We start from the raw sequence: 23,402 nt of genomic DNA on the forward strand, positions 1-23,402 counted from the left end.
GCTCACTCCATCAGCGCCAGGAAATCATCGGCGCTTAACGCCGCACTCTGCGCGGCTTGGGCAGTCTCTCCCAGGACATCATTGAACAGCTGCGTCTTCTTGGCCTGCAGCGCGAGCACCTTGGATTCGATGGTGTCCTTTGCCACCAAGCGATACACATAGACCGGACGAGTTTGCCCAATGCGGTGGGCCCGGTCAATAGCCTGGGCTTCGGCCTGCGGGTTCCACCATGGGTCCAGCAAGATGCAGTAGTCGGCGGAAGTGAGGTTAATGCCGAAGCCGCCGGACTTCAGCGAGATGAAGAAGACCGGGAAATCTCCCTCGCCGAAACCGTCAATCAGTTCCTTGCGCCTAGGGCCAGTGGTGGACCCATCAAGGTATCCGTGCTCAATGCCCAGCTCTTCAGCGACGTCGCGTGCCTTGGCCAAGAAACTGGTGAATTGGCTAAAGACCAGAATCTTATGCCCTTCAGAAACCGCGTCCCCCATGAGTTCGCGCAGCATTTCAAGCTTCGCGCTCGGGGCATCGCCCTCCCCTACCAGGGACGGATCCAAGGCCAGCTGGCGCAGCAAGGTCAGCGATTGGAGAATCTGGAAGCGATTCGAATCAACGTCGTCAACCAGGCCCAGGACTTCTTGCCGCACGCGCTGGAAGCGGCGGTCATAGGCTTTGCGGTGCCCCGGCTCCAGTTCGACTTCCAGCACCTGTTCGGTCTTCGCCGGCAGCTCTGGAACGACCTGTTCCTTGGTACGGCGCAGCACGAACGGACGCAGACGGCTCTTCAGGCGCTCCAAGCGCTCCTGGTCTCCGTCGGCAATTGGTTTCTGGTAGTTGTCCTTGAAGGACTTCGCACCGCCCAACAGGCCCGGTGCAGCCAGTGAGACCAACGCCCACAGTTCCATCAGGTTGTTTTCCATGGGTGTGCCAGTGACCACGAATTTGCACGGCACTGGCAGCTGCCGGGCCTGCTTATAGCCTTTGGAGGCATGGTTCTTCAGCTGCTGGGCCTCGTCCATGATCATGACGTTGAAGCCGGCTGCTTCGAAATCCTCATAGGCCAGGCGGAAGATCGTGTAGCTGGTAACTACCAGCTGGGCATCACCGATCTGCGCAGCCATGCTTTGGCCGCTCTTTCTAGCTGTTGAAGTAATGCCGGTGACGCTCATCTGCGGCGCAAATCGCTGCGCCTCATTGATCCAGTTACCCACCACCGAGGTAGGAGCCAGCACCAGGAATTTCTGTGCAGGATCCTCGACGCGCGCTTGTTCAAGGCAAGCCAGCAGCTGGACGGTCTTGCCCAGACCCATATCGTCGGCAAGGACGCCACCGAGATCATGGGTACGCAAGAAGTTGAGCCAGGATAGGCCGTGGCCCTGATACGGGCGCAGTTCAGCGTTGAACGTTTCCGCTAGCTGGACCGGCTGCATTTCTTCACCGCTTTGCAGCGCCTTCATGGTCTGCAGCCACTGGTTGTGCTGGGCTTCGATAATGCCCAGATCCACCAGTTCTTGCCACCAGTCGATGCTCAACTTATGGATGCGGATCGTATCGCCCTGCACCGTGCCCAGCTCCCCGGCCTCTGATATCAGCTGGCGCAGCTGCGTGAAATCTGCACCATCAATCGGGATCACCGTAAGGTCATCGAGGACGAGATACTCATCTTGCTTGGTCAAGGCCTCCAGCAGCAGTGGGAACGGGACCTTGGTCTCGTCCAGGAGCACTTCCACAGACAAGTCGAACCAGTCCCCCGTGCTTTCGCCGGCTTCGACACTGACAGCGGCCGGCGCGTGGCTGATCCGGTACTTCGGCAGCCTGTTCTGCTCTTCAACGACCACATCAGGATGCTCTGCCAAGAGCGGCAATGCGTAGACCAAGAAATCGATGGATTCGGAGGTGCTGAATTCCTTCGGCGGGAAGATTCCTGAAGAGGTCAGTTGCCCCAAGGAAGCCTGCGCGCCGAGCTTGTCCTGCACCGAAGCAGCAATTTCCTTTTCCACGGCATACTGGCGGGGGCCCGCGGAGGCGTACTCCCAGGAATAGCTCACGGTCAGCGGAGTTCGGATGCTCTCCAGGGACAGCTTGAGGCTGGGGCGTGCTGGAACAGGGATGCTGTAGCTGTCATCCTCGCTCTTCAACGGTGCCATCAGGCGCAATCGATCCAGGTGCTGGCGCTCGAAAAGCTCAACGCCTTCCTGCGGGATGGATTGCGCACCGGATTCAATAAATGTGGCCAGTTCCTTCGTGACCGGTTCAGCGAACCGGGCCAAACCGATTTCCCTGGCCTTCGGCAAGGGGCTGGACGCGTAAGTCAACAAGGTCGGCGGCGTGCCTATGGGCAAGAGGTAGACGTGCTCTTCGCTCGGCCCGCGCAGCTTCCCTTCCATGCTCAGGCCATGTTCACCGCGACGCACATCCACGTGTGCCATGGCTGGTTGCTCGCTGAACTCCACCGGGGCCTTGGCCGTAGAACCACCGTTGACGATCTGCACTCCAGCTTCACGCAGGGCTTCGAACGCATCCAGCAGGTCCTGGCCTGGAAGATCCATCAAGGAGATCCACTCCTTGGGATCCCACGAATGGCGATAAGTATCTTGTTCAACGTGTTCACGCAACCGGTCCAGTTCAACGACCGCACGACGCTGCTTCTTGGAGAACCGCGCATCAAAAGCAACATTGCGCCAGCTGATCCCGGTTTGGATCCAGGGGCTCTTGGTTCCCTGGCGGGCCGGGCGTGCCTGCAAGGTCAGCGCGTCCTCGCCGCCATAACGGGGTTCGCTGACCACTTTCAGGATCAATCCCAGCGGTTCTTCGACAGCCAGCGGCTCATCGGAAATGACTGGAAGCAGACGGTCAAGGGTACGTTCCCACTGCGGCTTGCTATTGCGTTTCCATGCGTGGGGATCCACCCCGGAGTCGGAGACGAAGAAGCCCTGGTCTTCTTCGGTGGTGACCTCGATGAGCAAGGCGGCGACATCTTCACAGGACTGAACCCCCGGATGCTTCCCGCAGAAGCTGGTGAAGCTGATATTGCCCTCGGTGATTTCCAATTGGGCCATCACCGATTCGCGCAGCACCACACCGGAGATGCGGGTAGATCCCGGTTGCATTACCCGGTTGGCGATCTGCACTTTTCCGGAATCACACAGGAACTGGCCCAGGTTGTATTCGGATTCGGTCACCAAGGTCTGGGCCGCAGAAAGTGTCAGCTGGAATTCCATACTCGCCGTTCATTGTTCGTGCAGTGGGCGCCCGAGAGCTAGATTCCATCTTAGCGAGCCGGAAAGCAAGATGCCCGGTGACGAAAAGTTACTTCTGCCCTTTACCCGCGGGCCCTGCAACCGATAGAAATTAATCACTGAATCACGAGTTCCACTCTTTGAGCCCTGGCTGAATGGACGGCAACCCTCCTGCGTCATTGTGCGGGGTGCCCCAGGTGAAGATTCGACGCATCTTGACAGCCAAGATGCGTAAGCGATGGCGCCCCTTGCGCCAGAAAGGGGATCAATTCCCCATGACTAATGCAGCATCTGCCCCAACCGTATCCGAAGACCGCGCACAGCGCCTGCAGGAAGCAGGCAAGGGCTGGGGCGAACGAATTTCGGCTGCCCCGCAAAGTGCCCAATTGACTTTCACCGTCGAGGGCGAAGGCTTCGATTCAGTAGCCAGCAACATTGTCTCGGGCAAGCACACCTTCCAGGTCGACGAGCCAGCTGCCCTGGGTGGCAGCGACCTGGCCGCAAGCCCCGTGGAATACGCGCTCGGAGCGCTCATCTCCTGCCAGGTTGTGGTCTACCGCTTGTACGCGCAGAACCTCGGCATCCAGGTGGACGAGGTAAAGATTGTGGCCAATGGCCACCTAGATGTCCGTGGCCTGTTCGGCATTGACAAGTCCATCCGCCCGGGATTCTCGTCGGTGGATCTGGACATCCAGATCACCGGCCCGGAATCGGCCGAACGCTATGAAGAACTGCGCCAGGCAGTGGATGCCCATTGCCCGGTGCTGGACCTCTTCGCCAATCCGGTACCGGTCAATACCGCTGTGAGCATCGCAGGTTCAAACTAATTTTATAGAGGCGTATCGCCACCGCTCACCATGACGCCGGTGGCGATACGCGTCTGACGGCACGGTGTTTCCCGCCGCCTAAACATAATTTGCGCGATCAGTGATATCCCCTGGACAGGCAATATGTTCAGATTGGAAAGCCCGCCTCTGACTAGTAGTTCAGCCTCTCGACTCATTGTGCATTGATGGGTAGAATTCGCTATCATCATTACCTCATCTTGGGTATAAGCGCAGAGGAATCACTGATGCAAATTGCTGGTAGAACCATCATGTCGGCGGCACTTGCGGCAGTACTTGCGTTGCCCCCTGCTGCGGCCGGTGCCGTCACAACGGACATCGACGACTCTCAGCCACCAGAAATTATCGACGTCACCATCGACAAACCGGTACTAATGCCGGGTGAAACCGGAACGTATACGGTACGATTCACCGACGAGAATCCCCTCTCAGAATCGGAATACATAAACTGGTCGCCACAGACTTTGCCATTATGGTCTGAAGTGACCAGCGAAAAACTTCACGGCGGCAACATCATTCCGGGAAGCCTGAGCACCGACGCTAATGGCGTTACCAGCTACCAGCTCCAGTTTAGGATCTTGGACAACGCCCCGTACGGTCACTATGACAATTCAAGCTCGATGGTGGTTCCCGACGCGCGAGGAAATTACACTGACGTAGCGGCTCCAACATTCCAAGTTGACGACCCGCGGCATCCCATCGATAACGAGCCCATTATTACCGGAGACCGGACCGTAGGCCAGAATCTGGCTGCATCAATCTCGGCCCCCGGAGCTAGCCTCCAATTTCAGTGGAATCTTGACAGCGATTCGGCTCCACAGCTCGTGGGCACAACGAAAACTATTGCGGTGCTTCCCCAGTGGGGTGGCGGCAACCTCGAGCTTCTAGCTACGGCAACCTGGCCTGACGGCAAACAACTCACCCGCCGCAGCTTCAGCGGCTACATTCAAAATCAAATCGTCGATCTGGGGTCAGTGACGTTCAGTGCACCGCCGGCCGTTGGAACACGGACGCAGGCAATATTTACGCCTAATCCCGAGCTACCCTTCGAGTTGCCCTGGTCCGAGGTTCAGGTGCATTCCGTTGCCGAGCTGAACATCGTTGATGCATCCTTCAGCCCCTTCCCTGGGGGCGAAGGCGTCCCGCTCCGGGCAGTATTGAACTATGAACTTCCCGACGGCTATCAAGCACTTAGTACCCCCGAGACGAGCGCAGTTATTGGCCCCGGAACATGGCAAACTGGACCGCCCGTGATCGTTGGCAGCACAGTGACCGACAGTGAACTCACTGTCAACACCGGCACGTGGTCTGGTAGCCCGCAAGACTTCCAGTTCCAATGGTTCCGAAACGGAACGGCCATTCCGATGGCCGTATTCCCGAATCTCAAGCTCACACCGGCTGATGTTGGTGCGAAGATCTCGGTCCGGACCACTGCTTTTTGGCCCAATGCCACCCCGACTTTCTCCGCTGTTTCGGCTCCAGTGCTGGTGCGCAAGGCAGCGTTGCCGAAGATCAGGGTTGAGCTGGGCGGAACGGCGAAGGTTGGAAAGAGACTCAAGGCGAATGTCACCGGTCGATACGACGGCACCAAGCTAAGCTACCAGTGGCTGCGCAACGGAAGGGTCATTTTCAAGGCCACTAAATCAACGTACACGGCTACCGTCGCCGATCGAGCCGCCAAGTTGTCGGTGAAAGTTTCTGCCACTCGTGAAGGCTACACCTCACTGGTTGCCACCAGCGCCGGTAAGTCTGTTGCCGCGGGTACTCTTGCCAAAGGCGACATCAAGGTTACCGGAACACCAAAGGTGGGCAAGACCCTGAAATCCATCCACTCCGGAGGAACCCAGGGCTCCAAGCTGAAGTACCAGTGGTTGCGTAATGGTCAGAAGATCAAATCCGCTACCCAGAGCACCTACCGGCTAATTCCAGCGGATCGGTCAACAAAGGTCAGTGTCAAGGTATCGGCTAGCAAACCCGGTTTCAAGAATACTTCGATCACCAGCGACTCCAAGCGTATTGGTTATGGCACGTTGACTAAGGGCAAGGTAAAGACCTCAGGAACTCTTAAGGCCGGACGAACCTTGTCGGCCCAAACCAGCGGGTGGACGGCAGGCAGCAAGCTCAGCTACCAGTGGTTGCGCAATGGCAACAAGATCAAGGGTGCCACCAAATCGAGCTATACGCTCACCCCCAAGGATCGCAAAACCAAGATCTCGTTGAAAGTTCGAGCCTCCAAAAAGGGATATGCCACAACGCCCTATGTCTCTAGCGCTCGGCGGACCGTGAAATAAGACGGCCTAGACTGTGAGCACTTTCTTCCCTGACCAGAGCATGAGACCCGAACTGTTTTTGTGCTGCTGGGCAGGCAGGAGTTCGGCTGTGACCTGCCGGGAATATGGCCTCAAGCCTTGAGCTGAACTTGAATCCGTATATCAAGCTAGTATTCTGCCCGACGACCGAACTATTTTGCGGTTACAGCCAACCGGCTGCGCAGTACTCTGACGGGTTTACCGCGAGCGCTGCATCAGCCGAGCCATCTCCAAGACGCTCCCATGCGGCAGCGAGATCGGCACGAAGCCAACCGCCCAAAACCCACTAGTTCCAGTGGTGATGATTTCGGATGCGGCCGGGGACTAGTCCCGAAGAAGACCTCTATCAAAGAACTTTGGATGCCTTGGCTTATCCCCGGAACGCGCATCAGAATCGCGCTCAGAACCGTTTTGGACAGTTTCGGAACCTTCTTCGAATCTTGCCCGTTCGCGAGTCATATGCTGGCAAGCGAGAATACATTGGCCAGAGACGGGACGGCCATCCAGCTCAGACGGGTTTTCTTCGGCTCGTGCTGCCGCGGCGTCATTGATGGTTCGCGGGTAAAACCCAGTACTAGGCTATGACCCGGCTTGAACAGTGCCCACGGCTCCGGTTCCAAATGATCCAGAAGCGGAACCGTGGGATTTTTTACGCTTGTTTATTCCCCCAGGAAGTTCAGCAAGACCTTGCCCGAGCGCCCCGAATCCTTCGCCGTTTCAAAGGCTTCAAGCGAATCGGCCACCGGGAACTCGTGGGTTACCGCCTCGGAAACCTGCAGCGACCCGTCGGCCAGGGCAGCAAGCACCTGGTCGATTTCGTCGTTGAAGCGGAAGGAACCAACCAGTTCCAGCTCGCGGGTAATAGCCAGCGAAATAAGCGCCGGCTGTTCTCCTGAGGGCAGCAACCCGACCATGACCACTCGACCGCCGCGCACGGCACCGCGCACTGCGGAGGCCAACCCGCAGAAGTTGCCGCTGGCCTCGATCACCACGTCCGCGCCCACCTGGGCAAGAGCTTCCTGGTCATCGGCTCGCAAGGTGGAGGTGGCACCGAGTTTCCCGGCGATTTCCAACGGCTTCTCGTGCATGTCCACTGCGATGATTTCTTTGGCTCCGGCACGCTGGAGCACTGCTACAGCGAGAGCTCCGATCGGCCCAGCACCAATAACCAGCACCTTCTTGCCGGCGACTTCACCGGCGCGCGACACCGCATGCCAAGCAACCGCAGCCGGTTCTGCCAGTGCGGCATCACGCAGTGACAGGCCAACGGGTAGTTCACGCAGCATGCGTGATGGCAGGTTCACTTCGCGGGCGAATGCGCCCTCGGTGTGCGGGTAGCGGGCGGCCGAGCCCAGATAGGTGCACCCCGGGGAAAGATTCGGGCGGTCGGCCGGGTAGGGTTCCCCGGTCTCGCCTGGTGTTGCCGGGTGCACGGCGACTTTGGTTCCGGCTGCCGGCCCGCTGCCGTCAGCGGCGGCCTGCATGACGGTCCCAACGATTTCATGCCCGAGAACCATTGGAGCCTTGAGGATCGATTCCCCGGCGGCGCCGTGGCTCCAGTAATGCAAGTCTGATCCGCAAATACCGCCGTAAGCGATGGCAACGCGTGCTTCATCTGCTCGCGGCGCTGCCAGCTCGATTTGTTCAATACGCAAATCACCGGCTGCATGGGCCACGACGGCCAACGTGCTGGTGGCGAGGGAATTAGACGACAACGCTCATGCCTCCGTCGATGAAAATGGTCTGCCCGTTCACGTAGTTCGATCCATCCGAGGCCAACCAGACTGCTGGTCCGGCCAGATCCTCGACAGTTCCCCAACGGGCAGCCGGGGTGCGGCCCAGAATCCAGGAGTTGAATTTCTCGTCATCCACCAGATTCTGCGTCATCTCGGTGTGGATGTAGCCCGGTGCGATGCCGTTGATTTGCAGTCCCGAACCAGCCCATTCGGCGGTCATGGCGCGGGTGAGATTGCGCAGGCCTCCCTTGGCCGCACTATAGGCGGAGATGGTGGGGCGGGCCAAGTCGGTTTGCACCGAGCAGATGTTGATGATCTTGCCTTCGCCACGCTGCACCATGGAGCGTGCGACCTCTCGGCCTACCAGGAATGCGCTGGTGAGGTTCGTGTCAATCACACGCTGCCAGTCAGCCACCTCCAGATCCAGCATGGGCACGCGGTGCTGGATACCCGCGTTGTTCACCAAAATGCGGATGGGGCCGATGTTCTTTTCAATGGCTGCGATGTTCTCGCGCACGGCGGCATCATCGGTGACATCGAAGCAGGCGCTATGGATTCTTTCGGTGCCATAGCGTCTGCTGAATTCGGCAACGGTTTCGGCCAGGCGTTGCTCGTCGCGGCCATGCAGGATGATGGTGGCACCGGCATCCGCCAAGGCACTGGCAAGTTCGCGGCCAATGCCGCGGGAGGATCCGGTGACCAGGGCCAGGCGTCCGGACAGGTCAAAAAGTTGGCTCATGAATTCCCTCGCATGAAGTGTCGATGGTACATCGACGGGAACTCATCAGCGGTATGAACCAGCTGTTAGATCCGAAAAATCAGCCCCGTCGCTTCCCTAAAACATATCAGACTTATGATGCCCAACACAGCTAAAAGTAGGATTTAAGAGCTTCAGTTTCAGCAAGCGTCAGAACATCTCGGATGCCCTGAACATCGGGACTTACACGTCTTCAAATATTGATGTCAGGATAGGATGATGGACTCATCGACGACGTTGATTGAGGGTAGCGAAATCCCTCTTTGGATTCAGCTTTCCCGAGCGCACGAAGACTACACGAGCGACACTTCAGAACACTACGACGAGGTTCTTGAAGAGGTGACTGAACGATTTGCCAAGACCGGCTCCCTCGGGAAAGCTGACATTGGTTCTTTGCTTCTATGGAAACGGCTCAGAGCCGATACCAAGTGGGCAAGGAAGCTCATGAACACCTCGGACCTAGTGGTACGTGAGGCCACTGAAATCGTACTCAAGTACGCGAATGACGAGCTGCTCAGCGTTCCGGAAGCCGCCAAGAAATCACGAAGCGCTCTAGGATCACTGCCCGGGTTCACCACCGGTGACGCGCTAGCTTCAGCGGTCATCGTCGCCGCTGCACCGAATCGAATGGCCATTTACGATCGCCGTGCGCACCATGGTTTGACGTTCCTCGGCATTCAGTTGGCAAACAGTCGCGGCCGGTACCGCCGGTACATGCAAGAAGTGGAAGTTCTCATTCAGCTCCTTGATGAACATGACCAAACGTGGACGGCCAGAGAAATCGACCAAGCCTTGTTCGCTTTGGGCAACCAACGATAATTTCAAGAATCGATGCTACGAACGGATAGTCGCCCACGTAAGTCCAAGACTTGCGTGGGCGACTACCTTTGTCCAAACCCCGGTGGGTCCTCTTCCCCATAAGAGTTCCCACCGGAGCACATTTCCGAGGAGTTTCTCCCAAATGATCCGCCTCGGAATCTCTGTTAGCGCTTTTCTTCGATGGTGAGGGTCCAGCCGTCGAAGTTTGCAGCGTTCACATCCAGGAAGTACTTGCCCGCGGTCTTGTGCAGAGCCGTTTCTTCGCTAACCGGACCGTCAATCATGGCTTCGGGAAGCCCGCCGTCCTTCATCAGATCCGTCCCCTCGGTGAGAATGTAGATCGCGCCAAGGGACATGTCTTCGCCACCCTTGAATGAATAGGTCATACGGGCTTCAGCCCCGGTGAGCTCGAACACCTTGCTGGCCTTGTCGGTCTTTCCATCGAGGGTAATGACCTCCTGCCACGTGGCCTCCGCAGGTTCCTCTGCCACGGGTTCTTCTTCAACAGCAGCCTGCTCAGTTGCTGCAGCAGTCGCCGAAGCCTTGATGGTTGGTTCTTCAACGACAGATGGTGCGTTGGTGACCGCTTGATCCACAGCCTTTCCGGCAGAGACCCCGGTGCTGATTCCAATGACTGCGCCGATGGCGATCAGAACGATGCTGATGATCAATGCCAGCTTCTTGTGCTGTGCGTAGCCCTCCAACGGGCGACGGAACTTATCGGTCATGCCACCGGAAAGGATGATGATGAGATCGATAAGGGACCAAATTCCGAAACCGCCGAAAGTCAGCAGCTTCAGCAGGCCGGTGCCCACCTTGCCCAGATAGAAACGGTCAATGCCCAGTCCACCTAGCAGCAGGGAAAGCAGCCAGGTCGTGACGAATGACTTCGGCGGCAGGTGCGGCACGGGGTACTGCGCCATTGGTGATGGTTGTGCATTGGTGTAGCTCATGGTGACTCCTCGAAATTGTGATGATCATTGTTTTTTGGTGTGCGGGCTTCTACTGCTTCACCCAGGTGCCGCAGCGCTGCGATTCGAAGTCCTGGCCCTTTTTCACGGTGACGGTCGGACGTCCACCACCGGGGATGCCGTTGTCGATGATGTCGCTGCCATTGGTACCGGTTTGGAGAACTGCCCAATAGCACCTGCTGCCCACGGCTTCCTTGGCGCGATAGGTGCCGGCCTTGATGTCGCTGCCGACTGTCCATACGCCGTCTTCGACGGAATTCTCCAGCTGTTCTGCCTCGATCTTTCCGACCGCCTTTTCGCGGGCAACGACCTTGTCTTCCGCATCCTGCAGTTCCTTGTCACGCGTATCCAGATTGGCGGCCTGTTCATCCAGGGCGGCGCCGCGTTCCTCCACGGCTTCTTCCCTGCCGGCGATTCCGGCTTCAAGCTCGTCGAAGTCGGATTGGAGCGAATCCCGTTCCGCGGCCACCGCAGAATGCGACTCGGACAGGGTCAGGTATTCCTCGGATTCCTTCGGATTGACGAGGTTCATACCCCAGAACACGCCGCCAACTAGGGCTCCGACGACGAGGGTCGAGGAAAGGACCAGACCCCAACGCTTCTTCTTGCCCTCTGGATTGTCCACGGCCTCAGCCGGGAGCATCGATGATGATTGATTCTCACTCATGGCTATTTCGCTCCTTCGATGAGCACGTTGACGCCGGTGTCCGGGTGGTAGGACCAGCTGGCCTGCAGCGATTCCCACGTATCGCTCTGGGTTCCATCCAGCGCCCGGGTGCGGCCCATCTTCTGCTGGGTTACTTCCGGTACGTCCAGCTCGTTGAGCATGCAGTAATAGGCAGCGAGGTTGGAGGTACCGCTGTCCAAGTAGTCTTCGCCTTCGGTATCCAGCTCGATGGCTGCCCCACCGTCCAGGACGGCATACCCTTCCGGGTCGATGCCGCATGTTTCAACGGCCTGGTTGATAAAGTCCTGGTTCAAGCCGCTTTCTTGCGCATCAGGCGCTGCGTTGCCGGAACCACCGGCGCCACCTGTGATGGAAACCCCTATCACCAGTCCCAAAGCGGTGCCGACGGCCAATCCAGCACCTGCTGGCATCAGCCATGATTTCTTCGTGCGTTGCCTGAGCAGTTCAGTCGGGACCATAGGTCCTTGCATCTGTGGTTCCACGGTGTCCTCCTGGGGCGAGTATTCGATGACTTCGACGTTCTTGCCTGGAGTGCCTAATGAGGCGATGCGGCATGATTCCGTCGTGAAACCAGATTGAATGACCCATCGAATAAAGGACTAGAAAAATACTGATAACGAGGGTTATCAGTAGCCACAATAGGCAACGAAGAGTTCTTCTTGTAGGGTCAGAGTTATCAAACGGTCGGGCATGAAAGGAGGCAATGATGAACGAGCAAGAACTGATCTCCCTGCCGGACATCGCACGCCTAGCCCATGTCCAACGCCCTGTCGTTACGGTCTGGCGCAAAAGGAGCCGAGGCACTGAACTGCCCTTTCCGGAATCGAAACAAACGATTGGCGCCCAGGAACTATTCGCGTCCGAAGAAATAGTTCAGTGGCTGCAAGCTACCGGCCGCGGGAACAACCCTGAGCTCAAGGAAGACTCAGCGGCCTACTCGACTTTGGCGCGGGAAAACTTTCCTCTGGTGACCTCGCTTCTGGCCCTGCAGCAATACCTGGGACAGTCGCTGGCACATTTTTCACCGAGCGAGCTTCTAGACGCCGCAGACGAACTGGATCCCGATGACGATTGCCTCTATTCAGAAATCGAAGCGGAACAGGACAAATTAGCATCCATCGTCGCCTACATCGACAAGCTGATAGATGCGTCTTACGGAGCGCTGCCGGCGTTTGAGTCGCTGTTCGAGGATCGTTTTAGGGCCAATGAAATCGCGATAAGCCGCACTGCCCTTTCGGACGCTGTCCGCCGGCTTATCGCCAAGTGCGCACTGGAGCTGGCAGGCCCGGACTCCGTCTTCCACGAGGCCACACCAGGAGGCAGCGACCTTGTATATACGCTGATGCAACTAGTAGAAGAATCGACTTTGCTGCAGATCCAGCTTCCAGTTGCCAAAGAAGAACACGATACTAGCCGGTTGACCGTACGCCGGCTGAAAATGCTGCTCGCCACAAATGAATCTTTCATTGCTTCTTCACCCGCGAATGGCATCAAGCCGATAATCCATCTGGCCCAGTTCCCTTCTCCGGGAATGCAGGATGACGACCCGCTGTCGGTCTTACAGTCCATCGATGACCTGGTCCTTGAACTCGGCCCCAGCGACAGCGCCATCGTCATTGCCCCGGCGAGCGCCTTGGTCGATGCCGCAGAGCAAAAAGAAGTCTCTAACGTGCGGGCTTCGATTTTGCGCATGGGACGAGTACGCGCTGCGGCTTTACTGCCGCGAGGCCATTTCCTCTTCAAACCCCGGAGTGCTCTTGGCTTGTGGGTCATCGGTCCAGATAACTCGGAGGTTCCATTAGCGCAGCGTCGCATCATGCTCGCTGATCTCGGCGACTTGCCATTGGACGACAATGTCGCGGACGATCTCGTTGCGGATCTGGCAGCAAGCCTCATGGATTTCCACGGACTCCGAGCACACTCATTCAGGTTCGCCCAGTGGGGACTAACAAGCAGGATTATCGCCAGCTCACAGGGGCTGGTACCCCGGAATCTAGATGAACGCCTGGATCCGCATTCAGTCGCAGCATCTCTGGCCGAGCACCAGGTCGAATTCGAAAGGCTGCTGACTTCGCTGAATGAGACCAGCGTCGCTCGCCCTCAATTAGACTGGGAGTTGCAGTTACGCGAATCAGAAGCGCAACCCGTCAAAACGTCCGGTTTCAGCACCCTGGGCGAGCTGGTCTCCCAAGGACATCTCCGAGTCCTGCCAGGAACCCGATTCAACAAAAATTCTTTGCACTCCAAGGTCCAACACGGAATGAAAGTTTGGAGTTCTGCGGATATTCGGTCTGGACAGCCCACCAGCTCAATTTCCTACTTCGACCTTGCACAGGCTTATGGCCGAGCAGTGATTACCGAGCCTGGCGACATCATCTTCAATTCTTCAGGCGGTCCGACCGCCACAGTTGATGTCGAAGGGTCAAAGGCAGTGAATTTCCCTGCGAGGGTTCTGAGAATCAGTTCACCCACGAATTCCGGGTTCCATCCAGAAGTGCTCGCCCAAGACATCACCAGTGCTGAATCAGCGAGTTGGCGGCAGTGGGCGGTTCGGAAGGTCCCTTCGGATTCTTATGAGGCGATGCGTCGCGCGCTTCGTTTGATTAATGAAGAACGCCAGCATGCTGCCAGCCGCATTGAGCATTTGAATGCCATGTCCAGCCGGATAACCAGCGCATTATTGTCCGGTGGACTTGAGATACTTGTTCCAGAACGTTTAAGGAAGGACGACCCTAGTGGCACGAACTAAGAAGGTGGCGGCCGAGGCTGCTCCAAGCACGATGAAGGAACTCAAGGATACGCTGTGGAAAGCCGCAGATAAGCTTCGTGGTTCCATGGATGCCTCGCAATACAAGGACGTCATCCTTGGTCTGGTCTTCCTCAAGTATGTTTCCGATGCTTTCACCGAGCGCCGTGACCAGTTGGAAGCCGAGCTTACCGCAGACGGCATGACCGAAGAACAAGTAGCTCAACTAATTGACGATGTGGATGAGTACATCGGCCAAGGGGTGTTCTGGGTTCCAGCAAATGCACGCTGGGAATACCTGACCCAGAATGCCAAGGGGCTTGACACAATCGGCGGTGAAGCCCCCAAGAATATCGGCGAGCTGATCGATGCTGCCATGGATGCAATTATGGCATCTAACCCACCTCTCACAGGCACCCTGCCACGCGTCTTCAACCGCGAGTCGGTAGACCAACGCCGCCTCGGTGAATTGCTTGATCTGCTGAACACAACTCGTTTCACCGGCCAAGGTTCGACACGTGCTCGCGACTTGCTCGGTGAAGTTTACGAATACTTCCTGGAAAAGTTCGCGCGTGCCGAAGGCAAGCGCGGCGGAGAGTTCTACACTCCTGCCGGCGTGGTCCGCGTCTTAGTGGAGGTTTTGGAACCCACAAGGGGACGCGTCTACGACCCCGCCTGCGGTTCCGGCGGCATGTTCGTGCAGACTGAGAAGTTCCTTGATGCCCACAATGAAGATCGCACAGCGATCTCCGTCTATGGACAGGAACTGAACGAACGCACTTGGCGCATGGCCAAGATGAACCTGGCCATCCATGGCCTCAATGCCAATCTCGGCTCGCGCTGGCAGGACACCTTTGCCCGCGATATGCACCCAGAGTTGCAAGCCGACTACATCATGGCGAACCCTCCGTTCAATATCAAGGACTGGGCACGCAATGAGTCAGATCCTCGCTGGCGCTATGGTGTCCCACCGGTGAACAACGCCAACTACGCGTGGATCCAGCACATCATTTCCAAGCTGGCACCAGGTGGCACAGCTGGTGTGGTCATGGCCAATGGTTCAATGTCCTCGAACTCCGGAGGCGAAGGCGATATCCGTGCCCAGCTGGTCGAAGCGGATCTCGTTTCCTGCATGGTCGCGTTGCCGACGCAGCTTTTCCGCTCAACCGGCATCCCCGTCTGCACGTGGTTCTTCGCGAACGACAAGTCCGCAAGTACTCAAGGAAGCGTGGACCGCACGGGTCAAGTGCTCTTCATCGACGCCCGTAACCTGGGCTACATGGTGGACCGCGCCGAACGTGCACTGAGCGACGAGGACATTGCGAAGATCGCTGATACCTTCCACGCATGGCGCGGAACCTCATCCGCTGAGGGCAAAGAATACGCAGACGAGGCTGGCTTCTGTTATTCGGCGACCTTGGCTGAGATCAAGGATGCCGATTACGCACTAACGCCAGGCCGATACGTTGGGGCTGCCGAAGTCGAAGACGATGGCGAGCCGATCGAAGAGAAAATCGCGCGACTCAAGAAAGAACTGTTTGAGCAGTTCGAGGAGTCGGAGCGCTTGGCGGCTGTTGTTCGCGAGCAGTTGGGGAGGCTTTCGTGAAACAATCCCTTGAATCGGTGTGTCTGAACATCGTGGATTGCGAGCATAAAACTTCTCCCATCGATGAATCTGGTGGATTCTTCGCCGTTGGTACACCCGCGATGCGTGGAAACGTAATCGATTTTAGTCAGGCCCGACGTATTTCAGAAGAGACTTTCAAAGCATGGACTCGTCGGATGCGCCCGAAGTTCGGTGATTTACTCTTCGCACGCGAAGCTCCCGTTGGGCCGGTTGTACTAATTCCACGGGAGGAAAACGTCGCGGCTGGGCAGCGCACCGTTCTGCTCCGACCTGACCCTAAACAACTAAATACTCGGTTCTTGTACTATTTATTGTCCTCGCCGATGCAACAAAAGAAAATTGAAGCCCTGGCCGCAGGATCCACAGTTGCCCACCTCAATGTCTCTGACGTACGGTCCTTAGAGATTCAAGTACCGCCTATCGCCGAGCAACGAGCCCTCGCCGAAGTCCTCGGCGCGCTCGACGACAAAATTGCTGTCAACGTCAAACTCGCAAACATTGCCGATGAATGGATTCGGGGCGAATACGACTTGCTAACGACCCTAAGTAGCGAGCATCGGGCCCTCTCGGAAATAGTCATAAATCGCCGAAACACTGCGAACCCCGAAATGCTTGAAGCCAAGGTTCCATATGTAGGCCTTGAACACATTCCAAGACGATTGATGTGGCTCGGGGAACACGGTTCATCCGATGAAGTGAGTAGCAACAAGAGCCATTTCAAGGCAGGAGATATTCTATTCGGAAAACTCCGACCTTACTTCCACAAGATTGTCACGGCGCCTAATGCAGGGATTTGTTCGACGGATGTTCTAGTACTTACGCCCATGGATGAAGCATTATCGGGCTTTGCTTTGGCATCACTTGCCCATGATTGTGTCGTACAGGCTGTCACGTCTGCCAGCGAGGGCACACGAATGCCCCGCACAAGTTGGAAGGATCTCTCCAGCATTAATGTTCCTTGGCCAGGTCACGAAGCCGCAGAATCCTTCAGTACGAGGGTCTCAGCCATTCGGGATTACGTCATTGGCCTTATGGCCGAGAACCAGACCCTAGCAGCTACTCGCGACGCGTTGCTCCCCCAGCTAATGTCGGGCAAGCTGCGCGTCAAGGAGGCCGAAGCACTCGGTGAGTCCGCAGTGTAACCGGCCGTCAATGCTTCTCGCGTACCGGAGAAATTCTAGTTTGGTTTAGTTCCACGAAGGAAAGGCAAGTGGTATGAATTCGCAAGACAACACTTCAGCTTCGGACGACGTTGTACGTTTCGCAAGTACGCCGCCTGCCGCTGGCCTTCCCGAGTGGTACCCGATGCTACTTAATTCGATCAGTGACCGCATTTCCCAGGGGCAACGTCAAGCCGTCCTGACCGCCAACCAGGAATTGATCAATACCTATTGGCACATCGGTCGCGACATCCTCGATCGCCAGTCGCAGCAGGGTTGGGGAACCAAAGTCATTGACCGGCTCTCTGCCGATCTGCGAGATCGGTATCCAGATGTCAAGGGTTTCTCACCGAGAAATCTGAAGTATATGCGAACCTTGGCCGGTGTTTGGACAGCTGAGGCAATTGTGCAAGCGCCGCTTGCACAATTGCCTTGGTATCACCACATCGCCCTGTTGGAGAAGCTCAACGAAGAATCCACGCGCATATGGTATGCCCATGCAGCCCTTGCCGAGGGCTGGTCACGCAACCATCTGGTACGCCAGATCGAGACACGCATGCATGAACGCAGTGGGCAGGCAACTTCCAACTTCAATACAGTGCTGCCCTCATCGACTTCATCTGTAGTCCAGGAAGCCACGAAGGATCCTTACGTCTTCGATTTCCTGGAGCTGACAGAATCCCATAATGAACGAGAGCTTGAAGGCCAACTGTTGCAGCACGTCGAGCGTTTCCTGCTGGAACTTGGACGGGGATTCGCGTTTGTCGGACGGCAATTGCGGTTGGATGTTGCTGGAGATGAGTTCTTCCCGGATCTGGTCTTCTACAACTTCATCCTTCGCCGATTCGTGGTGGTTGAGCTGAAGGTGGGCAAGTTCGAGCCCGGCCACCTCGGCCAGTTGGGAATGTACATGAGTGCTGTAGATGACCTGCTGGCACAGCCAGGTGATGAACCTACCATCGGCCTTTTGCTGTGCAAGACCAAGAACTCCGTGGTTGCCGAATATGCGTTGCGTGGCTTCAAGTCGCCTGTTGGCGTTGCCGAATGGGCTACCGAGATCAGGGATTCGCTTCCAGATGATGTCTCCCGAAGCTTGCCGAGTGTCGATGAATTGGAAGCGGAACTCGCCGCCACCGATATCGCCAAAAACGATCGAACCGAATGAAAACCGCAAGGCATGCAACCCGATGAATCTTCGCTCCGAGCAAAGGATCTAGCTCAATGACTACGCACACCGGCTTCTCCGAAGCGGACCTCGAAGGACTCGTCCTCGAATGGCTCGGCGATGGATGGCGGCCCACCCACGGCCAAGACATCGCCCCCGGCACCGGCGAGCGCGAGTCTTGGGACGAGCTGCTGATCCGTCCGCGTCTGCTCGCCGCGTTGCGCCGTTTGAATCCCGGCGTCCCGGAACAATATCTGCAGCAGGCCTGCGCAGAAATTGCAGCACCAGCATCCCAGGACGCGATCACCGAGAACTACCGCATGCATAAGATGTTCGTGGACGGCTATCGGATAAGCTATCTGGATCCGGACGGAACCGAGCAGAACCCCACCTTGCGACTGATCGGCGCCGAAGAGACCGACAACGACTGGATTGCTGTCAGCCAGGTCACCTTGGTGCAAGGCGACTGTAAGCGTCGCTTTGATGTCGTCCTGTACTGCAACGGCATGCCGGTGAGCATCATGGAACTGAAGCGAGCCGGAGCCAAGAGTGCTGACGTTGCCGCGGCGCATGCCCAGCTGCAGACCTACTTGCGCGAATTCCCGCTGGCTTTCCGTTTCTGCGTTTTCACTTTCGCCTCTGACGGCTTGGATGCCAAGTACGGCACCCCGTTCACCCCGCTGAACCACTTCTCACCGTGGAATGTCGATGATGACGGCGTTCCCGTCCCGGCTGACCTGGTTATCGATGGCGATGCGGTTCTGCCCATTGAGACTGCGATTGACGGGTTGTACAACCCAACACGATTCCTTCAGCTGATGCGTTCCTTCACTGCCTTCGATTCCGGTGCCGATGGGCTGCTCAAGCGCATTGCCAAACCGCACCAGTATTTCGCTGTTAACAAAGCCGTCGGATCCACAGTTGTTGCCGTGCGCACCAATGGCAAGGCCGGCGTGGTCTGGCATACCCAGGGCTCGGGTAAGTCCATGGAAATGGAGCTCTACACCGCTTCGGTCATGCGCCACCCTGCGCTGAAGAATCCTACGGTCGTGGTGATCACCGACCGCAATGAACTCGACGGTCAGCTCTATTCCGGGTTTGCCCGTTCTCAGCTGCTGCCTGATACTCCCAAGCAGATCCGCCGCCGCACCGAGCTGCGCTCGGAACTCTCCGGGCGGGTCACCGGCGGCATCTACTTCACCACCCTGCAGAAATTCGGGCGCACCAAGGACGAGAAGGAAGCGGGTACCGAGCATCCGCTGCTCTCCGACCGGAAGAACATCATCGTCATTGTCGATGAGGCGCACCGCAGCCACTACGATGATTTGGACGGCTATGCCAGGCATCTGCGCGATGCGCTGCCCAACGCCACGCTGATCGCGTTCACTGGAACCCCGATCTCCTTCGAAGACCGCAATACCCGCGATGTCTTCGGCGATTACATTGACGTCTATGACCTTTCCCGTGCGGTGGATGATGGGGCCACCGTGCCCGTCTACTTCGAGCCTCGCTTGATCAAGGTGCAGCTAGCCGACGGACGCACCTTGGAGGATCTAGATGCGGATGCCGACAGGGTGACCCTAGGACTGGATGACACCGAGCGGGCGCGCATCGAGCAGTCCGTGGCCGTGGTCAACGCGGTCTATGGCGCACCGGAACGTCTCGCTGAACTCGCCAGAGATCTGGTTTCGCATTGGGAGCACCGCCGGGATACCGTGGCCCCATTCATCGCTGACGCTTCTGGCGCGCCGACGTCAGGTAAGGCCATGATCGTTGGAGGCACGCGCGAGATCTGCGCAAATCTCTACTCAGCTATCACTGCCCTGCGTCCCGATTGGCATTCCGACGAACTGGACAAGGGCAAGATCAAAGTCGTGTACTCCGGCACCGCGTCGGACGTTCCCCCGGTCTCCGAGCATGTCCGCCGCGACTCCGCGAATAACGTCATCAAGGAACGTCTCAAAGATCCCGAAGATGAGCTGGAATTGGTCATCGTCAAGGATATGATGCTCACCGGCTTTGATGCCCCTCCCCTGCATACGCTGTATCTGGACCGCCCGCTCAAAGGTGCTTTGCTCATGCAGACCCTCGCCCGCGTCAACCGCACCTTCCGCGGAAAGAGCGATGGCCTACTTGTCGCCTACGCCCCGCTGGCCGAAAACCTCACCAACGCGTTGGCTGAGTACACGGCAGATGACCGCAAGAACCAACCCGTGGGCAGGAATATTGGTGAAGCCATAGCCCTGGCGGTCGACTTGGTCAGCCAGATCCGTGGTCTGCTCTCCGGCCACGATTGGAAAGCCGTGCTCGGCAAGCCCGGGCCGAAGTCGTTCCTGAACGCAGTCACCGGCGCGGTCAACTATTTACGTGATCCTGCGACTCCGGGAAACAGTGGAGTTGCCGAAGGCGCGCAGCCTCTGGCCGTCCAGTACCGGTCCACCGCTGGTCGGTTGGCACGGGCGTGGGCCCTGTGCACCGGTTCTGGCAAGCTCGAAGAGCTACGCCCGGAGATCCAGGTCTACGGGGAAATCCGCGTGTGGATGGGCAAATTCGACGCCCAGGACCGACAAGCGCGAGGCCTTCCCGTACCGGAAGAAATCCAGCGGCAGCTGGCCCAAATCATTGCCACAGCAACCGACGCAACCGGCAAGGTCCTGGATATCTATGAGGCCGCAGGCATGCCGAAACCTTCGCTCAGCGACCTGACACCGGAATTCGTTGCCAAGACACAAAAGGCCCGGAATCCGCAGCTGGCCATCGAAGCGTTGCGCAAACTGGTAGCCGAAGAATCAGCGAAGTCCACCCGGAATAACGTCATCCGCCAGCGTGCGTTCTCTGAACGCATCACAGAACTGATGACCAAATACACCAATCAGCAGTTGACCTCTGCAGAAGTCATTGCCGAGCTGGTGGAACTGGCCAAGGAAGTGGCCGAAGAATCCAACCGCGGCCAGAAGTTCACACCGCCCATGGACAACGACGAGCTAGCGTTCTACGATGCGGTGGCAATGAATGAATCCGCCCTGATGGAACAAGGCGAAGACATGTTGGCCACCATTGCACGTCAGCTAGTCCAGGTGATGCGCCGGGATGTGCGCACCGACTGGACCGTCCGCGAGGATGTCCGGGCAAAGCTGCGTTCATCCGTGAAGCGGCTGTTGATCTTGAACGGATATCCGCCAGACAAGCAGCCCGAAGCCATCAAGCTCGTCATCGAACAAATGGAAAGCATGGCGACCCGTATTCAAGGAGGAATGGCTCAGTGAAGGAAGATAAGTATGCGATTCGTATGTGCCGTAGCGAAGATGCTGACTCAGTAATTTCACTGAGTGACAAGCACAAACGTACCCTAGGCTTGCTTCCCCGCGATGCAATTCGGAATTACGTAAATGACGGACACGTTTACGGCGCGTTTGCCGACGGCGAGCTCATCGCGTACGTGTTATTTTCCTTGCCTCGAAACCAAATTCGCATAACTCAACTTTGTGTCTCGAAAGAATGGGCCGGCAGGGGTATCGCGAGACGTCTAGTTGATTTCTTGCAAGATCAAAATTCTTCCCGCCGTGGCATCATCCTAAGTTGCCGTCGTGACTGGCCAAGCAACGGCATGTGGCCGCGTCTCGAATTTTCACCGCTGAAACCAAAAGTTGGACGGGGTCACGGTGGTGAAGAGCTGACGGTCTGGTGGCGGGATTTCAACAATCCAGATCTGCTAACTTTGGCCGCTGATTCAGAATTATCAGTGCAGGCGGTGCTGGACAACAACGTTATTCGTGATCTCTCTCATCAGAGAGAACAATCGGCCAGGTCTTCTCCATTGCTTGAGCCGGACGTTCGTGAAAAATTCCAGTGGTGCCGGACGCCGGGCATAAGCAATGAGCTCAACGGCACTATTCAAGATGACATTGAACGAGGACTAGCTCTCGACTATATCGTGAATCACACGTTGCTACTGACCCCTGAGATTTCATTAGTGGAAGAAATATCGAACGGAATCCTGTCTAACATTCCCGAACGAAATCGCATCAAGGACGAGTCTCTTGCAACAGATGTGCGACTCATATCGGAAGCATGTGCGGCAGGCTGCGAAGTATTTATCACCAATGATGAAAAGCTTAAGGAACAAGTTGGTGAACTGGCCACGTCATTGGGCATCCGAATTCTCCTGCCATATCAAGCCAAGTTGTTCGTAGATACTGAGCTGAACGGTTCCGAATACTCGCCCTCTTCTCTGCAAATGTCCCCCATCTCGATTCGTTCGGTGGCTCCTGGTGAATCAATACCTCATAGGAGATTTCTGTCTACGCCCAACGGTGAACGGTTAACTTCCCTGCGGAGTCGCTTTCATGATTCTGCATCCAGTACCCATGGGCTCAACAATGATCTCCAGACGATTGAGCAAGACAAAGATTCCATAGCCATACGACATGTTCAGCGGGTGAACACTAACCTAATTAGAGTTCCTCTACTACGTGTTGCATCATCAGACTTGGAAAATCCATTGTCGCGACAATTGCTATATGACCTGCAACAGTTGGCTCTCGACTACAAAGCATCAACAGTAGAAATTACCGACCCTCATTTAGGCCCTAGCCCACATCTGGTCCAATGGCTTCGGAAGGACGGCTGGGAGAAAAATCAAGCAGGCTGGAGTAAGAGTGTTGCTCGAAGGGTGAATTCTACTCATGAGTTCACTGATGAAAGATCCGTGCACATACACGAACATTTGGACTGGCCTGTGAAGTATTTAGGTTCGGGCACAACTAATCTGGTCATGAGTATCAAGAGTAATTTCGCGAGTCAGTTGTTGGGACACGATGCTCACCTGCCTTTCACTGATCCCGCATTGGCGATGAGCCGAGAAAAAGTCTATTTTCGCAGCCAGAAGATCAGCCGCATTGCCGCAGGTCGAGCCCGCGTTCTTTGGTATGTCTCGGGGAAAGCTGGTATGCAAGTAGTTGGCACTTCGCAAATAGTCCGGCAGAGGACAGGTGACCCCGACTCGATCCACGCAACTCTAGGAAAGCTCGGAACCCTAACCTTGGACCAGGTCAAGGCCATCTGCAAGAAGGATACGGTCACTGCGATCGTCTTCCGAAATACCGAAATCTTCGAAAATCCCATATCGTTAGATTCTATGCGCGAATGGTTCAATCAAGAAGGACGGCCTTGTCCACCTTTCTTGTCACCAGTTGTGATATCTGAAGATCTTTTTTCGAAGATCTATCGACATGGATTCGGAATCAGTTGACCAATCAAGACCACTATTATGCACGGCCGATACTTCTCTCCATTCGAACAGAACATGTTTCCAACATATTGCGTGGTTCGAAACAAGTCGAG

15 protein-coding genes and 1 riboswitch are annotated in these 23,402 nt (G+C 56.7%); of the genes, 9 read left to right on the plus strand and 6 right to left on the minus strand.

Annotated features, from left to right (window positions below; translation table 11 throughout):
- Nucleotides 1-2 precede the first annotated feature (2 nt).
- On the minus strand, nucleotides 3-3,218 hold the full coding sequence (locus ACWICV_RS08370; RefSeq protein WP_454090469.1) for a DEAD/DEAH box helicase: 3,216 nt from the start codon (nucleotides 3,216-3,218) through the stop codon (nucleotides 3-5).
- A gap of 140 nt (nucleotides 3,219-3,358) precedes the next feature.
- Nucleotides 3,359-3,480, plus strand: a riboswitch (SAM riboswitch).
- Between the two features lie 31 nt (nucleotides 3,481-3,511).
- Here ACWICV_RS08370 and ACWICV_RS08375 point away from each other — a divergent pair.
- Nucleotides 3,512-4,063, plus strand: a complete 552-nt coding sequence (locus ACWICV_RS08375; RefSeq protein ID WP_454090468.1) for an OsmC family protein — start codon at nucleotides 3,512-3,514, stop codon at nucleotides 4,061-4,063.
- A 245-nt stretch (nucleotides 4,064-4,308) separates the two neighbouring features.
- Complete coding sequence (locus ACWICV_RS08380) at nucleotides 4,309-6,372, plus strand: hypothetical protein (protein ID WP_454090467.1); 2,064 nt, start codon at nucleotides 4,309-4,311, stop codon at nucleotides 6,370-6,372.
- 677 nt (nucleotides 6,373-7,049) lie between these two features.
- Here the strand turns inward: ACWICV_RS08380 and ACWICV_RS08385 are convergent.
- On the minus strand, nucleotides 7,050-8,105 hold the full coding sequence (locus ACWICV_RS08385; protein ID WP_454090466.1) for an L-idonate 5-dehydrogenase: 1,056 nt from the start codon (nucleotides 8,103-8,105) through the stop codon (nucleotides 7,050-7,052).
- On the minus strand, nucleotides 8,095-8,865 hold the full coding sequence (locus ACWICV_RS08390; RefSeq protein ID WP_454090465.1) for an SDR family oxidoreductase: 771 nt from the start codon (nucleotides 8,863-8,865) through the stop codon (nucleotides 8,095-8,097). Before ACWICV_RS08390 ends, ACWICV_RS08385 begins: the two co-directional genes overlap by 11 nt.
- A 234-nt stretch (nucleotides 8,866-9,099) precedes the next feature.
- Here ACWICV_RS08390 and ACWICV_RS08395 point away from each other — a divergent pair, with 234 nt between their 5' ends.
- Nucleotides 9,100-9,702 (plus strand): hypothetical protein, encoded by a 603-nt coding sequence (locus tag ACWICV_RS08395; RefSeq protein ID WP_454090464.1) that lies wholly within the window; start codon nucleotides 9,100-9,102, stop codon nucleotides 9,700-9,702.
- Between the two features lie 164 nt (nucleotides 9,703-9,866).
- On the opposite strand, the gene ACWICV_RS08400 is transcribed toward ACWICV_RS08395, so the two are convergent.
- From ACWICV_RS08400 to ACWICV_RS08410, 3 genes are read right to left on the minus strand one after another with little or no spacing between them, the layout of a single operon-like run.
- On the minus strand, nucleotides 9,867-10,655 hold the full coding sequence (locus tag ACWICV_RS08400) for a TM2 domain-containing protein (protein ID WP_454090463.1): 789 nt from the start codon (nucleotides 10,653-10,655) through the stop codon (nucleotides 9,867-9,869).
- Between the two features lie 49 nt (nucleotides 10,656-10,704).
- Entirely contained in the window at nucleotides 10,705-11,340 is a 636-nt protein-coding gene (locus ACWICV_RS08405; RefSeq protein ID WP_454090462.1) for a hypothetical protein, read from the minus strand.
- Between the two features lie 2 nt (nucleotides 11,341-11,342).
- Nucleotides 11,343-11,819, minus strand: a complete 477-nt coding sequence (locus tag ACWICV_RS08410; RefSeq protein WP_454090461.1) for a hypothetical protein — start codon at nucleotides 11,817-11,819, stop codon at nucleotides 11,343-11,345.
- 248 nt (nucleotides 11,820-12,067) lie between these two features.
- On the opposite strand from ACWICV_RS08410, the gene ACWICV_RS08415 reads away from it, so the two are divergent.
- The 6 genes from ACWICV_RS08415 to ACWICV_RS08440 all read left to right on the plus strand — a co-directional run bounded on the left by ACWICV_RS08415 (nucleotide 12,068) and on the right by ACWICV_RS08440 (nucleotide 23,310).
- Nucleotides 12,068-14,110, plus strand: coding sequence for a hypothetical protein (locus ACWICV_RS08415; RefSeq protein ID WP_454152485.1), 2,043 nt, complete (start codon nucleotides 12,068-12,070; stop codon nucleotides 14,108-14,110).
- A gap of 31 nt (nucleotides 14,111-14,141) precedes the next feature.
- Nucleotides 14,142-15,713, plus strand: a complete 1,572-nt coding sequence (locus tag ACWICV_RS08420; RefSeq protein WP_454090961.1) for a class I SAM-dependent DNA methyltransferase — start codon at nucleotides 14,142-14,144, stop codon at nucleotides 15,711-15,713.
- Nucleotides 15,710-16,876, plus strand: a complete 1,167-nt coding sequence (locus ACWICV_RS08425; RefSeq protein ID WP_454090459.1) for a restriction endonuclease subunit S — start codon at nucleotides 15,710-15,712, stop codon at nucleotides 16,874-16,876. The genes ACWICV_RS08420 and ACWICV_RS08425 overlap by 4 nt, the downstream gene beginning before the upstream one ends.
- 73 nt (nucleotides 16,877-16,949) lie before the next feature.
- Nucleotides 16,950-18,059, plus strand: coding sequence for a PDDEXK nuclease domain-containing protein (locus tag ACWICV_RS08430; RefSeq protein WP_454090458.1), 1,110 nt, complete (start codon nucleotides 16,950-16,952; stop codon nucleotides 18,057-18,059).
- Between the two features lie 56 nt (nucleotides 18,060-18,115).
- Nucleotides 18,116-21,325, plus strand: a complete 3,210-nt coding sequence (locus ACWICV_RS08435; protein ID WP_454090457.1) for a type I restriction endonuclease subunit R — start codon at nucleotides 18,116-18,118, stop codon at nucleotides 21,323-21,325.
- Nucleotides 21,322-23,310 (plus strand): GNAT family N-acetyltransferase, encoded by a 1,989-nt coding sequence (locus ACWICV_RS08440; protein ID WP_454090456.1) that lies wholly within the window; start codon nucleotides 21,322-21,324, stop codon nucleotides 23,308-23,310. The genes ACWICV_RS08435 and ACWICV_RS08440 overlap by 4 nt, the downstream gene beginning before the upstream one ends.
- The last annotated feature ends 92 nt before the right edge of the window (nucleotides 23,311-23,402 follow it).

The sequence above is a fragment of the Glutamicibacter sp. NPDC055354 genome, assembly GCF_053644955.1.